The organism is Anoxybacillus sp. P3H1B, assembly GCF_001560855.1.
Classification (GTDB): domain Bacteria; phylum Bacillota; class Bacilli; order Bacillales; family Anoxybacillaceae; genus Anoxybacteroides; species Anoxybacteroides rupiense.
Genome location: NZ_LPUG01000024.1, coordinates 1 through 13,926 on the forward strand (window position 1 = coordinate 1; position 13,926 = coordinate 13,926).

A 13,926-nucleotide genomic window follows, 5' to 3' on the forward strand; every position below is an offset into this window, starting at 1 on the left:
AGATTTCCCATTGCATAAGCAAGTAAGATCCCTCGAAGATGACGAGGTAGATAGGTCCGAGGTGGAAGCGTGGCGACACGTGCAGCTGACGGATACTAATCGATCGAGGACTTAACCAATACGAAAAAGGGAGCAAGCTCGCTTGCATCCATAAGGCGTTCAAGCTTCTGACGGACAAGTCAGGAGACTGGGACAGAAGAAGCGGAAACGACCGTAGGATGCAGCTTGCGGAACTAGACAATACGAAAAGTGGAAGCGAGCGCTTAGCGCCGGAAGGAAAATATTCTTCCGACGAGACATGCTTGCATGTCGATGGAGGGAGATGATTTTCCACGAGGCGCTGCGAGCTGGAATTAGACAATACGAAAAGTGGAGCTAGACACCAAGAAAAGCACCGCCTATCCTTTCTTCCATGATCTGTTATCTGGTTTTGAAAGAACTAAAAAAGTTTTCAAAAATTCTTGACATGAGCGGAATGCTCATTATAATAATACTTGTCTGTTTGAAATAATAAGCCTAGTGATGATGGCGGAGAGGTCACACCCGTTCCCATCCCGAACACGGAAGTTAAGCTCTCCAGCGCCGATGGTAGTTGGGGCTAACGCCCCTGCAAGAGTAGGACGTTGCTAGGCTTTATATTAAACATATTCCGCAATCGCTCAGCGACGAGCATTTCCTCTCTGAGCAAACAGCGAGTTGCCTCGACGCATTGTGCTTCTTCGAATGTCTTGAAGAGGAAGAGGCAGTAGAAAAATACGAATAATGATTCGTTAGTTTTTGTGTTTATCCACTATTCCGCAATAGCTCAGCGGTAGAGCAACCGGCTGTTAACCGGTAGGTCGTAGGTTCGAATCCTACTTGCGGAGCCATTTTGGAGAGCTGTCCGAGTGGTCGAAGGAGCACGATTGGAAATCGTGTAGACGTTAACAGCGTCTCAAGGGTTCGAATCCCTTGCTCTCCGCCACTATTTCATGTAATGGCCCGTTGGTCAAGTGGTTAAGACACCGCCCTTTCACGGCGGTAACACGGGTTCGAATCCCGTACGGGTCACTTTTAGGAGGATTAGCTCAGCTGGGAGAGCACTTGCCTTACAAGCAAGGGGTCGGCGGTTCGATCCCGTCATCCTCCACCATACATACTATTGATTGAAAAAAATATAATTTTGTCATCGCGGGGTGGAGCAGCCTGGTAGCTCGTCGGGCTCATAACCCGAAGGTCGCAGGTTCAAATCCTGCCCCCGCAACCAAATAAAACGGTTGGTCCCGTAGTGTAGTGGTTAACATGCCTGCCTGTCACGCAGGAGATCGCGGGTTCGAGTCCCGTCGGGACCGCCATAAAATATGTATGGCTCGGTAGCTCAGTCGGTAGAGCAAAGGACTGAAAATCCTTGTGTCGGCGGTTCGATTCCGTCCCGAGCCACCATTTATTTTATCCAACGCATCTTATGAATGCCGGCTTAGCTCAATTGGTAGAGACGAGCGGAGCATCGGTGAAATGACTGCGAGTTGCCTCGACGCATTGGACATCTTGAAATGTCTTGAAGAGGAAGAGGCACAGAACATGTGCTTTTATGGTTAGTTCTATAGATAAAGCCGGCTTAGCTCAATTGGTAGAGCAACTGACTTGTAATCAGTAGGTTGCGGGTTCAAGTCCTGCAGCCGGCATCGATTTATTAAAGTAATGGCGGCTATGGCGAAGTGGTTAACGCACCAGATTGTGGCTCTGGCATTCGTGGGTTCGATTCCCACTAGTCGCCCCATACATATTATCCCAAGACATTTGTGATAAAAGATTTGATAATTGCGCGGATGTAGTTTAATGGTAAAACCTCAGCCACGAGCGATACATCATTGAATAGGCGACGAGTTGCCTCGACGCACAAAGCATCTTAGAATGAACTGGTAGAGGAAGAGGCATGGTATATCGGGATACTAGAAATTTGTAATAAAAAATTTGATAATTATGCGGGTGTAGTTTAGTGGTAAAACCTCAGCCTTCCAAGCTGATGTCGTGGGTTCGATTCCCATCACCCGCTTGTATACGGGCCTATAGCTCAGCTGGTTAGAGCGCACGCCTGATAAGCGTGAGGTCGGTGGTTCAAGTCCACTTAGGCCCATCTTTCTTTTTGTAAAGCGTTTCTTTGCATAAAGTTTGGTGACATGTGTTGCCCATCTATAGGTGTTCTGTGAATTTCTTCTATAACATTGGTCAGTTAGCTTTTGTTTTCATCTACTATTCCGCAATCGCTCAGCGACGAGCATTTCCTCTCTGAGCAAACAGCGAGTTGCCTCGACGCACTGTGCTTCTTCGAATGTCTTGAAGAGGAAGAGGCAGTAGAAAAATATGAATAATGATTCGTTAGTTTTTGTGTTTATCCACTATTCCGCAATAGCTCAGCGGTAGAGCAACCGGCTGTTAACCGGTAGGTCGTAGGTTCGAATCCTACTTGCGGAGCCATTGGAGAAGTACCCAAGTGGCTGAAGGGGACGGTTTGCTAAACCGTTAGGTCGCGTTTTTGCGGCGCGCGGGTTCAAATCCCGCCTTCTCCGCCACTGCTGAATGCAAGGCCCGTTGGTCAAGTGGTTAAGACACCGCCCTTTCACGGCGGTAACACGGGTTCGAATCCCGTACGGGTCATAAGTAAAAAGCACTGTGCTAAAGCATAGTGTTTTTTACTTTATATAAAATCATTTAAAGATAAAACGAGTGTCATCTTCAAAACACACGGGAGAAGAGATGATGCTCGATCACCGACCGTGGAAAAACGGTATAACTCTATTATGTTAACATAATAAGTTACATCATACGCCTCAAAAATATTCGTTCCTCCAATTATTTAGAAAGAAAAATTTATAAAAAAACTTGATCTATATAATATTGTGCATTTCTGTTTTTGATTATTCCGAATTTTTAACTTGACAAAATGTCAAATGTAAATAAATAATAAATACAAAGAAAGGCCGACCATAAAAACAGAAAGGTCGGCATAATTTTTCTACTCATGTTCATATTCCCTAAACTCAAAATGATTCGTTAGGGCTACTCGGCTTTTTTGGTGCTTTGTTTTTTTGGCGAAGAAATTTTTCTCCGTACTCTCCATGATCATGAAAGTAAGCATGTTCAATTTGAATCGTGGAATGTTTAATTCTATATTTCCTTTCCAGCATTTCATTAATGGCTAAAATAACACAGAATGGCTGAATGTGTTCATTGATAAATACGTGAGCAGTTAAGGAATAATGGTCGGAAGAAATCGCCCAAATGTGCATGTCATGTACATCTTCTACCCCTTTAATACCGCTAATGTCAGAGCGTATTTGCTCAAGATCAAACTGCGATGGAACAGAATCCATAAGAATAAAGTACGATTCGCGGATGATTTTTGCTCCTCCTGTAAAAATAATTCCTCCTATAATCATACTAATCAATGGATCTATTAAGGCAAATTCCGTGAAATAGATGATAATAGCTGAAGCGATAACTCCGATTGAACTCAAAAGATCGCCGATAAAATGCCATAAAGCGCTTTTCACATTTAAATTTTCCTCTTCTTTTGTGCTTCTGCTAAGGACGATTGTTAAGATAAGATTAACGATCAGCCCAATTGTAGCAATTGTAAGCATCAGCTGAAAATGAACAGGCTCAGGATGAATGAACCGTCGAATTCCTTCGATAAAGATGCCAATAGCGATCATTGCAAGTGCCAATCCGTTTAAAAAGGAAGCAATAATCTCAAATCGCAAATATCCAAACGTAAATGTTTTATTGGGCTGCCGCGATGCGAGATACAGAGCAACCATACTCAAAATGAGCGCCAGCACATCTGAGGCCATATGAGCTGAATCAGAAAGAAGTGCAAGCGAATTAGATAAAACTCCGCCAATGACTTCAACAAGGGCAAAAAACAGCGTTAGGGAAAGGGTAATCCATAATGTTCGTTTTGATTTGTTTTGTTCTTTGACATGAGGCAGGTGATGATAGTCAGAGTAACTCATAATACACCTCTTTTTTAGAATAATTATCATTAGATATTTATTATAAATTATATGCCGTAAACAAGCAATTTGCAAATCATAGCTTTGTACCATTTTTGAAAGCTTCTTATCTTAATCTTTTGTTCATAATATAGCCGCTTGTTCTCCGAGAGTGGCAAATGCCTTATTGTGTCCATCCTATAAGAGAAAGGGCATATAGCTGGAAATTGCGCGAGATAAGGGAATGTTTATCAGTCAATCATAATAAATATAGCTTGAAGATTGAGCAAAGCGACTCTAGAAAAGAATATGACGAATGTGTGCACAGAGGTTTGTAGCCTATCTTTCATCACATAAACGCGTGGCAAAGCAACAAATTGTTCGCGAATCTAATGGTTTAGCCTGAAAAATAATATTGTTTGGACATCCAATGATTGAACAAGCAAAAGCAGGGGAAAAAGAGAATCCCTTCATCCTCTTTTTGTATGAAATTTCCTGGTGAGAATTGTCATAAAATATAAACACATTTTATCAAGGAATTTATAAATCAATGTCGAATCTAATTAAATAAATACTAATGGATAAGCCAATAAGTGAAGCAGTGTATGGCGTTGGACAATGGAAAAAAGAAGATGTTGGTTCAGAAGAAAAAACAAACTGCTTCATCTTTCATTTAACATGGAGCAATTAGGATCGTAATGAAATATTGGCAAAATAAAAAAATTATAGTGAAAGGATGAGATGCTCGTTGATAGCAACAAATCCCACAGATTTTGAGGTTCATTTGTTTCATGAAGGAAGCTTATATAAAAGCTATAAAATGTTTGGCGCTCATATCGTAAGAAATGAAGGGGTGGTTGGAACAAGATTTAGTGTATGGGCTCCTCATGCGCGTGCTGTGCGACTTGTAGGGAGCTTTAACAACTGGAACGGGAAAGATCACCCACTTACCAAAATAAACGATCAAGGCGTATGGACCATATTTATCCCTGAAAATTTAGAGGGACACTTATATAAATATGAAATTTTTACGGAAAATGAGCAAGTACTCCTTAAAGCGGATCCATATGCATTTTATTCCGAACTTCGTCCTCGTACGGCCTCTATTGTATATTCATTAGATGGATATCATTGGAATGATAAAGCGTGGCAGCGAAAGAAACGCCGCAAACCAGCTTACGATCAACCGTTATTCATTTATGAAGTTCATTTAGGTTCATGGAAAAAGAAGGAAGATAGAAGCTTTTACTCCTATCAAGAGCTAGCAGAAGAACTAATCCCTTATGTAGTGCAAAATGGGTTTACTCACATTGAACTGCTTCCCTTAATTGAGCATCCGCTCGATCGCTCATGGGGATATCAAGGAACAGGATATTATTCCGCTACAAGCCGCTATGGAACTCCACATGATTTCATGTTTTTTATTGATCAGTGCCATCAAGCTGGAATAGGAGTGATTTTAGACTGGGTCCCTGGTCATTTTTGTAAAGATGCACATGGCCTATACATGTTTGATGGAGCCCCAACATATGAATATGTCAATATACAGGATCGTGAGAATCCGGTGTGGGGAACAGCCAATTTTGATCTAGGGAAGCCTGAGGTTCGAAGCTTTCTCATCTCGAATGCATTATTTTGGATGGAGTATTTCCATATTGACGGCTTTCGCGTTGATGCAGTAGCTAATATGCTTTATTGGCCCAACAGTCATGTCCTTCATAAAAACCCCTACGCCGTGGAATTTTTGCAGAAACTAAATGAAGCTGTCTTTTCCTATGATCCTTCATTGTTAATGATTGCTGAAGATTCTACAGATTGGCCGAAGGTGACTGCGCCGACTTATGAAGGAGGCTTAGGGTTTAATTATAAATGGAATATGGGCTGGATGAACGACATTCTGACCTATATGGAGGCGGCTCCCGAACATCGTAAATATCTGCATCATAAAGTTACTTTTTCTTTGCTATACGCATACTCAGAAAATTTTATTTTGCCATTTTCACATGATGAGGTAGTGCACGGAAAAAAATCATTATTAAATAAAATGCCTGGCGAATATGAGCAGAAATTTGCGCAACTGCGATTATTATATGGGTATTTAGCTACTCATCCAGGAAAAAAATTATTGTTTATGGGAGGGGAATTCGGTCAATTTGATGAATGGAAGGATTTGGATCAACTTGATTGGATGTTATTTGATTTTGAGATGCATAGAAAAATGAGTGTGTATGTGAAAGACTTAATAAAGTTTTACAAACGTCATAAGCCTCTTTATGAGCTGGATCATTCGCCAGAAGGGTTCGAATGGATTGATGTGCATAACGCTGAACAGAGCATCTTTTCGTTTGTTCGAAAAAGCAATAAAGAGAATGATATATTAGTTGTCGTTTGTAACTTTACTGGAACGGCATACCATGATTACAAGGTAGGCGTTCCGCTGCTTGCCACGTATAAGGAAGCTTTTAACAGCGACGCTTCCCTATATGGAGGATGTGGTTATATTAATAAAAAACCGATGACTGCTCTAGAAGAGCCGTTTCATGGAAAACCATACCACATCGAAATGACTATCCCACCTTTTGGAATTTCTGTGTTGCGCCCAATGAAAAAACGAGGGGAGAGAAGTGTAGATGGTGAAGAAAAGATGCGTCGCCATGTTGTTGGCCGGCGGACAAGGTAGTCGATTAAATTCATTGACCAAACAGCTAGCCAAACCAGCCGTTCCGTTTGGAGGAAAATATCGAATCATTGATTTTACGCTAAGCAACTGCTCCAATTCCGGTATTGATACGGTAGGAATATTGACTCAATATCAGCCGCTTCTTCTACACTCATATATTGGTATTGGCAGCGCTTGGGATTTAGATCGAAGAAATGGAGGAGTGACCGTTTTACCCCCGTATTCTGAATCATCTGGGGTAAAATGGTATGAAGGAACAGCGCACGCCATTTATCAAAACATGAACTATATTGAGCAGTATGATCCGGAATATGTGTTGATTCTTTCAGGTGACCACATTTATAAGATGAATTACGCCAAAATGCTGGATTATCATATCGCCAAAAATGCGGATGTGACGATTTCTGTTATTGAAGTGCCTTGGGCCGAAGCGAGCCGATTTGGTATCATGAACACAGACAAAGAAATGCGGATTGTAGAGTTTGAAGAAAAACCGTCTGCCCCAAAAAACAACCTCGCTTCTATGGGAATTTATATTTTTAATTGGAGTGTTTTAAAGGAATACTTGCAAATCGACAATGAAAATCCGAGTTCAAGTCATGACTTTGGCAAAGATGTGATTCCGCTATTATTGAAAGAAAAGAAACGGCTTATGGCTTATCCATTTAAAGGATATTGGAAGGATGTCGGAACAGTGAAAAGCCTGTGGGAGGCAAATATGGATTTATTAGATCCAGAATGTGAATTAAATTTGTTTGATCAATCATGGAAGATCTATTCCGTTAATCCAAATCAACCTCCTCAGTATATCTCTCCAGATGCAATAGTGATTAACTCGCTGGTGAATGAAGGATGCATTATTGAGGGAACCATTGACCATTCCGTTGTTTTTCAGGGAGTTTATGTTCAAAAGGGAGCGATTGTGAGAGACTGTGTCATTATGCCGGATGTAGTGATTGGTGAAAATGCCTATATTGAAAGAGCCATTGTACCGTCAGAGCTTGAGATCCCGCCGGGAATGGTCATTCGCCCGTCTGCATTTGATGATGAGATTTTTCTTGTTACACAAGAATGGTTGCAGGCACAGAGCTCAGAAATCGTTGAGAAAGGATGAACAGCGATGAATAAAACGATGTTAGGGGTAATAGATGACACAAGGTATATGGAGTCGCTATATGAGCTGACGCTGCATCGTTCCATTGCAGCAATTCCATTTGCAGGAAGATACCGCTTAATAGATTTTGTCCTATCAAACATGGTGAACTCAGGTATGCAAAGCATCGCTATTTTCCCAAAGTATCACTATCGATCATTGATGGATCATTTAGGTTCAGGGAAAAATTGGGATTTGAGTCGAAAACGAGATGGGCTCTTTTTCTTTCCTTCCTCAGATTTAAATATTCCGGCGCATCATTTAGGGGCTTTCCAACATTTTGAACAGCATATTGACTACTTTTTACGCAGCAAACAAAAGTATGCGCTCATTTGCAATAGCTATACCGTTTGCAATATTGACTATGAGGCTGTGTTAAAGCGTCATATCGATAATCAGTGCGATATTACAGAAATACGTCATCAAGGCCGTTCGCTTGGAATGTTCGTGCTAGAAACCTCTCTCCTTCTGGATTTAATTGCGAACCGAATTCATACAGGCTACAATAGCATCATCGATGTTGTCCACGATCATCTTCATCAATTGAAAATATGTGATTATGAGCATTATGGATATGTGGCTGTCATTGACTCTATCGAAAGCTATTTTCGTCATAGCTTAGAGCTGCTTAATCCAACCATTTGGAATCAGCTATTTGTTAAATCGCGTCCTATTTATACAAAAGTGAAGGATGCGCCGCCTACTAAATATACAGAAAATGCTGTTGTCAAAAATTCAATAGTGGCTAATGGATGCATGATCGAAGGACATGTTGAAAACAGCATTATTTTTCGAGCAGTAAAAATAGAAAAGGGGACGGTTGTTAAAAACAGTATTATTATGCAGAAAAGCCATATTGGTGAACAATGCGAGCTGAATTCTGTTATTGTGGATAAAGATGTGAAGGTTGAAAATGGCGTTAAGATCGTAGGTTCGGAGCAGCATCCATTTGTTGTTCGTAAAGGAACTGTACAAGGAGAGTTGATGAATCAGTGAAAATTTTGTTTGTTGTGTCAGAATGCGTACCCTTTGTGAAGTCGGGCGGTTTGGCAGATGTAGCTGGCGCGTTGCCGAAAGAACTCAAACGATTAGGCACAGATATCCGTGTGATGCTTCCTAAATATGGAATGATTTCGGAAGAATTTAAAAAGCAAATGAAAAAGGTCGCGGAGCTGGTTGTTCGAGTCGGCTGGCGCCGTCAATATTGCGGAGTTGAAATGCTGGAATACGAAGGAGTTGTCTATTATTTTATCGACAACGAATACTATTTTAAACGTGATAGTTTATATGGCCATTATGACGACGGAGAACGATTTTCCTATTTCTGTCGAGCTGTTTTAGATGCACTTCCTGCTATTTCCTTCCAGCCGCAAATTATTCATTGCCATGATTGGCATACAGGGATGATTCCATTTTTATTACGGGAAGAGTATAAAAACAATTCGTTTTATGGACATATCCGCACGGTATTTACGATTCATAATTTACAGTTTCAAGGGATTTTCCCTCGCGGCATTTTAGAGGATTTGCTTAATTTGAGCAGTGAGCGCTATTTTACGATTGATTATTTAGAGTTTTATGGGAACGTCAGCTTTATGAAAGCAGCTCTTGTGTCTGCAAATATGATTACGACTGTTAGTCCCACCTACAAAGAAGAAATTCAAACGGAATATTACGGAGAAAAGCTCGATGGGCTTCTGAGAGCTCGCCGACGCGATCTTTTCGGCATATTAAACGGAATTGATGATGAAATATATAATCCAAAAAAAGACCAGCACATTGCGATTCCATATGATCAGTTCACGATTGCGCGCAAAGAAATTAATAAGCAAGCGCTCAGGCAAAAATTCGGTTTGCGCAGCGAAGAAGATACGCCGATTATCGCCATGGTGACCCGTCTAACGAAGCAAAAAGGACTTGATTTAGTGAAATGTGTATTTCATGAAATCATTGCGGAAAATGTCCAGTTTATTGTTCTGGGAACGGGAGATCGGGAGTTCGAACATTTCTTTCATGAAATGGCGATGACATATCCTCATCAAGTAAAAGTATATATTGGATTTAACGAAGAGCTGGCTCATCAAATCTATGCAGGCACCGATTTATTTTTAATGCCATCCCAGTTTGAGCCGTGCGGCTTGGCGCAATTAATTGCATTGCGATATGGCGCGATTCCAATTGTGCGAGAAACAGGCGGATTAAACGATACTGTCCAATCGTTTAATGAGTTTACGGGTGAAGGCAATGGATTTAGTTTTAAAAATTTTAATGCGCATGATATGCTGTATACCATTCGTCGAGCGCTTGAATTTTATAAGCAAAAAGAAATATGGGAAAAGCTTGTGAAAGAAGCGATGAGCCGAGATTACAGCTGGGCGCAGTCGGCGTTTAAGTATAATCAGCTTTATGACGAATTAATGGCTGGGAGTGGAAGTCATGTTCTCTAACAAAGAAGAGTTTAAAATGGTTTTTTTAAGAAGACTTGAGATGATGTATGGAAAGCGGTTTGAGGAATCGACCGTGCGCGATCAATATCATACGTTAGGGAATATGGTTCGCGAATATATAAGCCAGGATTGGATTCGGACAAATGAGCGGAGTCGCGCGAAAAGCAGCAAGCAGGTGTATTATCTATCCATTGAATTTCTGCTTGGCCGTCTTTTGGGAAGTAACTTATTAAATCTTGGAATCCGTGATGTAGTCGAAAAAGGATTAAAAGAGCTGGGCATTGATTTAGAAGAAATTGAGGAAAGCGAGGCGGATGCGGGACTAGGGAATGGCGGTCTTGGCCGCCTTGCCGCTTGTTTTTTGGATTCTCTTGCTTCGTTAAATTTGCCCGGACATGGCTGTGGAATACGATATAAGCATGGGCTGTTTGATCAAAAAATTGTCGATGGCTATCAAGTGGAGCTTCCAGAGCAATGGTTGAGACATGGGAATGTTTGGGAGGTGAGAAAGGAAGATTTAGCAATTGAAGTGAACTTCTGGGGAAAGGTAGAGGTATCAAATGAAGGAGGAAGGCTGGTATTCCGTCATACAGATAGCGAAAAAGTAACAGCTGTTCCCTACGATATGCCTGTGATTGGCTATGGAACCAAAACGGTTAATACTCTTCGCCTTTGGAGCGCCGAACCTTCTAAAACCTTTCCTAAACATAAAAGTATCATGCAGTATAAGCGGGAAACGGAAGCTATTTCAGAATTTCTATATCCAGATGATACGCACGATGAGGGGAAAATTTTACGTCTTAAACAGCAATATTTTCTTGTAGCGGCGAGTGTCGGAAGCATTGTTCGCGCTCATCGTCGTCAGTACGGGAATTTATCTAACTTGCATAAGCATGTAGCCATTCATGTGAATGATACGCATCCAGTTTTAGCGATTCCAGAGTTAATGAGGGTGTTGTTGGACGAAGAAGGAATGAGCTGGGAAGATGCATGGGAGATTACGACGAACACAGTGTCTTATACGAATCACACAACATTATCAGAAGCGTTAGAGAAATGGCCCATTCATATTTTTCAGCCATTGCTTCCACGCATTTACATGATTGTCGAAGAAATTAATGAGCGCTTTTGTCGTGGTTTATGGAATAAGTATCCAGGTGAATGGAAACGAATTGAGGATATGGCGATTATTGCTCATGGACTTGTTAAAATGGCCCACTTAGCAGTGGTCGGAAGTTATCGTGTAAACGGAGTGGCAAAGCTTCATTCGGAAATCTTAAAAAAACGTGAAATGAAGCAATTTTATGAAGTATTTCCGCAAAAATTTAATAATAAAACCAATGGCATTACGCATCGCCGCTGGTTGCTAAAAGCAAATCCGCAGCTTGCTTCGTTAATTACGGAAGCGATTGGAGCACGGTGGATTCAGCGGCCGGAAACGCTGCTCGATTTAACGTCCTATGCATCAGACCGCTCTTTTCAAAGAGCATTGGCTAAAGTAAAGCAGCAGCGAAAGGCGATTTTAGCTAAACGCATTTACGAGCAAACTGGCATCGCCGTTGACGAGTCTTCGATTTTTGATGTGCAGGTTAAACGGCTTCATGCTTATAAACGCCAGCTTTTGAACGTTTTGCACATTATGTACCTTTACAATCGATTGAAAGAGGATTCGAGCTTTTCGATTTATCCTCGTACCTTTATTTTCGGGGCAAAGGCTTCGCCAGGCTATTATTATGCGAAGCGAATTATTAAGCTGATTAATTCTCTTGCGGAAAAAGTAAATCATGATCCCCAAACAAATGAACAGCTGAAAGTGATTTTTTTAGAGAACTATCGCGTATCTTTAGCAGAGGATATTTTTCCGGCAGCCGATATTAGCGAGCAGATTTCCACAGCTAGCAAGGAAGCTTCGGGAACAGGGAATATGAAATTTATGATGAACGGTGCCATTACCATTGGCACGATGGATGGAGCCAATATTGAAATTTTTGAGGAAGTAGGCAAGGAGAATATTTTCATCTTCGGATTAACGGCTGAGGAAGTTTTGAATTATTATCAGAATGGTGGTTATCGTTCTCATGAGTATTATCACCATGATCGAAGAATCAAGCAAGTCGTTGATCAGTTAGTCAATGGATTTTTTCCAGACGCGCACGATCATTTTGAACCGATTTACGATTCGCTTTTAATGCAAAATGATGAATATTTTGTGCTGCGCGATTTTGCTGATTATGCCGAAACGCAAGAAAAAATCTCCGAAGTGTACCAGGATAGGGAAAAATGGATGGAAATGAGCGCGATCAATATTGCTCATTCGGGCCATTTCTCAAGCGACCGAACCATTCAAGAATATGCAAATGAAATATGGGACATTCATCCTCTTATCTAATGAACAAGAAGAACACAGTGCCATCTGTGTTCTCTAGGTTGTCGACAACGTCCATCTTGATTATGTCTACAATCATTTGACGCATCATCCGTTCAACTACATCAGTCGGGATTGAAAATAAACGCTTGGTAAACAAGGAATAGAGCCAATGACGCAGGATGAAGTATGGAGGGCACAGAACCATCTGTGCCCTCTTTTATACATAAGAGATTAATCGTCTCCATTGAGCAAATCTCCAATGCCTCCAAGAATGCTTCCCTCGCCTACAGATCGGCCACCTGAGCTTGGAGCGGAAGCGATAATGCGATCAGCGAGACGGCTGAACGGCAGCGATTGCACCCAAACGCTTCCCGGACCGCTTAACGTAGCAAAAAATAACCCCTCTCCGCCGAAAAAGGCTGTTTTGATTTTGCCGACATACTCGATATCGTAGTTCACTTCTTTTGTCATAGCGACTAAGCAACCCGTATCGATTCGCAGTTTTTCCCCAGGCTGAAGCTCACGCTTGTAAATGGTTCCCCCAGCATGCAAAAAGGCAAGTCCATCTCCTTCCAGCTTTTGCATGATAAACCCTTCACCGCCAAAGAAGCCGGTACCGAGCTTTCGCTGAAAGTCGATGCCGACGGAGACTCCTTTAGCAGCGCAAAGGAACGAATCCTTTTGACAAATGATTTTACCGCCTAGCTCGCTTAAATCAACAGGGATAATCTTTCCGGGATAAGGAGCGGCAAAGGCGACGCGTCTTTTATCTGTTCCGTTATTCGTAAAGACGGTCATGAACAAACTTTCTCCGGTCAAGAGACGTTTTCCGGCACCAACAAGCTTGCTAAGAAATCCTTTGCCGGTGCTTGCTCCATCACCAAAAATCGTTTCCATTTCAATTCCATCTTCCATCATCATCATGCCGCCTGCCTCAGCAATAACACTTTCTTGTGGATCTAATTCGATTTCTACGAACTGCATGTCATCTCCATGCAGGGTGTAGTCAATGTCGTGTGCATTCATTTTTTTCACCTCTAAATGACTTTTTATGATGAATCTATTCTTTATACGGAAGGAAATCCCTTTTAGTTTCACTAACAAACCAATGTTTTTTCTATCAATATAACTTAAAAATCGAACCAATCCTTGACGAAATGTTGCTAGTCGGAGGCGAGCGGGCGGCTTGCCTTCGTTAGGGGGAGGCGTTGCAAAATCCCACATGTTAAGGTGTTTTTTATATCGGTTAGGATGTTTGAAAATGCTGCTTTTCTGTTTTGCTTTAGGATGATGGAGAGCTGAGT

General features: G+C 41.5%; 7 protein-coding genes, 14 tRNA genes and 2 rRNA genes. 21 read left to right on the plus strand and 2 right to left on the minus strand.

Translation table 11 applies throughout. The features are described 5' to 3' along the window. From AT864_RS14100 to AT864_RS14175, 16 genes are all read left to right on the plus strand, one after another. Window positions 1-119 (plus strand): 23S ribosomal RNA (locus tag AT864_RS14100); the annotation flags it as partial. A gap of 396 nt (window positions 120-515) precedes the next feature. Then, a 5S ribosomal RNA gene (gene rrf / locus AT864_RS14105) occupies window positions 516-632 on the plus strand. A 162-nt stretch (window positions 633-794) separates the two neighbouring features. After that, window positions 795-869: transfer RNA gene (locus AT864_RS14110), tRNA-Asn, on the plus strand. 4 nt (window positions 870-873) lie between these two features. Continuing rightward, window positions 874-964 (plus strand) — tRNA-Ser (locus AT864_RS14115). Between the two features lie 14 nt (window positions 965-978). Next, window positions 979-1,050 (plus strand) — tRNA-Glu (locus AT864_RS14120). Window positions 1,051-1,056: 6 nt separating this feature from the next. Beyond that, window positions 1,057-1,132: transfer RNA gene (locus AT864_RS14125), tRNA-Val, on the plus strand. 37 nt (window positions 1,133-1,169) lie between these two features. Continuing rightward, window positions 1,170-1,246, plus strand: a tRNA-Met gene (locus AT864_RS14130). Window positions 1,247-1,258: 12 nt separating this feature from the next. After that, a tRNA-Asp gene (locus AT864_RS14135) sits at window positions 1,259-1,334 on the plus strand. Between the two features lie 12 nt (window positions 1,335-1,346). Then, a tRNA-Phe gene (locus tag AT864_RS14140) sits at window positions 1,347-1,422 on the plus strand. A 169-nt stretch (window positions 1,423-1,591) separates the two neighbouring features. Next, window positions 1,592-1,664 (plus strand) — tRNA-Thr (locus AT864_RS14145). A 19-nt stretch (window positions 1,665-1,683) separates the two neighbouring features. Continuing rightward, window positions 1,684-1,759: transfer RNA gene (locus AT864_RS14150), tRNA-His, on the plus strand. A 205-nt stretch (window positions 1,760-1,964) separates the two neighbouring features. After that, a tRNA-Gly gene (locus AT864_RS14155) sits at window positions 1,965-2,035 on the plus strand. A gap of 7 nt (window positions 2,036-2,042) precedes the next feature. Next, window positions 2,043-2,116 (plus strand) — tRNA-Ile (locus tag AT864_RS14160). Window positions 2,117-2,382: 266 nt separating this feature from the next. Beyond that, window positions 2,383-2,457, plus strand: a tRNA-Asn gene (locus AT864_RS14165). Between the two features lie 2 nt (window positions 2,458-2,459). Then, a tRNA-Ser gene (locus AT864_RS14170) sits at window positions 2,460-2,552 on the plus strand. A 13-nt stretch (window positions 2,553-2,565) separates the two neighbouring features. Then, window positions 2,566-2,637: transfer RNA gene (locus AT864_RS14175), tRNA-Glu, on the plus strand. Between the two features lie 383 nt (window positions 2,638-3,020). Here the strand turns inward: AT864_RS14175 and AT864_RS14180 are convergent. Then, window positions 3,021-3,995 carry a cation diffusion facilitator family transporter gene (locus AT864_RS14180; protein ID WP_066149970.1) on the minus strand — a complete coding sequence of 325 codons (975 nt, stop codon included), beginning with the start codon at window positions 3,993-3,995 and terminating at the stop codon, window positions 3,021-3,023. 715 nt (window positions 3,996-4,710) lie between these two features. Between AT864_RS14180 and glgB the strand changes: the two genes are divergently transcribed. From glgB to AT864_RS14205, 5 genes are read left to right on the plus strand one after another with little or no spacing between them, the layout of a single operon-like run. After that, window positions 4,711-6,654 (plus strand): 1,4-alpha-glucan branching enzyme, encoded by a 1,944-nt coding sequence (glgB, locus tag AT864_RS14185; protein WP_066149974.1) that lies wholly within the window; start codon window positions 4,711-4,713, stop codon window positions 6,652-6,654. Continuing rightward, the gene (locus AT864_RS14190; protein WP_066149977.1) at window positions 6,605-7,768 is read left to right on the plus strand and encodes a glucose-1-phosphate adenylyltransferase; all 1,164 of its coding nucleotides are present in this window, start codon (window positions 6,605-6,607) and stop codon (window positions 7,766-7,768) included. The genes glgB and AT864_RS14190 overlap by 50 nt, the downstream gene beginning before the upstream one ends. A 6-nt stretch (window positions 7,769-7,774) precedes the next feature. After that, window positions 7,775-8,803, plus strand: coding sequence for a sugar phosphate nucleotidyltransferase (locus AT864_RS14195; protein WP_044745831.1), 1,029 nt, complete (start codon window positions 7,775-7,777; stop codon window positions 8,801-8,803). Continuing rightward, window positions 8,800-10,254, plus strand: a complete 1,455-nt coding sequence (glgA, locus tag AT864_RS14200; RefSeq protein WP_066149980.1) for a glycogen synthase GlgA — start codon at window positions 8,800-8,802, stop codon at window positions 10,252-10,254. The genes AT864_RS14195 and glgA overlap by 4 nt, the downstream gene beginning before the upstream one ends. Further along, the gene (locus AT864_RS14205) at window positions 10,244-12,643 is read left to right on the plus strand and encodes a glycogen/starch/alpha-glucan phosphorylase (protein WP_066149984.1); all 2,400 of its coding nucleotides are present in this window, start codon (window positions 10,244-10,246) and stop codon (window positions 12,641-12,643) included. Before glgA ends, AT864_RS14205 begins: the two co-directional genes overlap by 11 nt. Before the next feature lie 210 nt (window positions 12,644-12,853). Here the strand turns inward: AT864_RS14205 and AT864_RS14215 are convergent, their stop codons facing one another. Next, complete coding sequence (locus AT864_RS14215; RefSeq protein ID WP_066149990.1) at window positions 12,854-13,648, minus strand: TIGR00266 family protein; 795 nt, start codon at window positions 13,646-13,648, stop codon at window positions 12,854-12,856. Window positions 13,649-13,926: the final 278 nt, after the last annotated feature.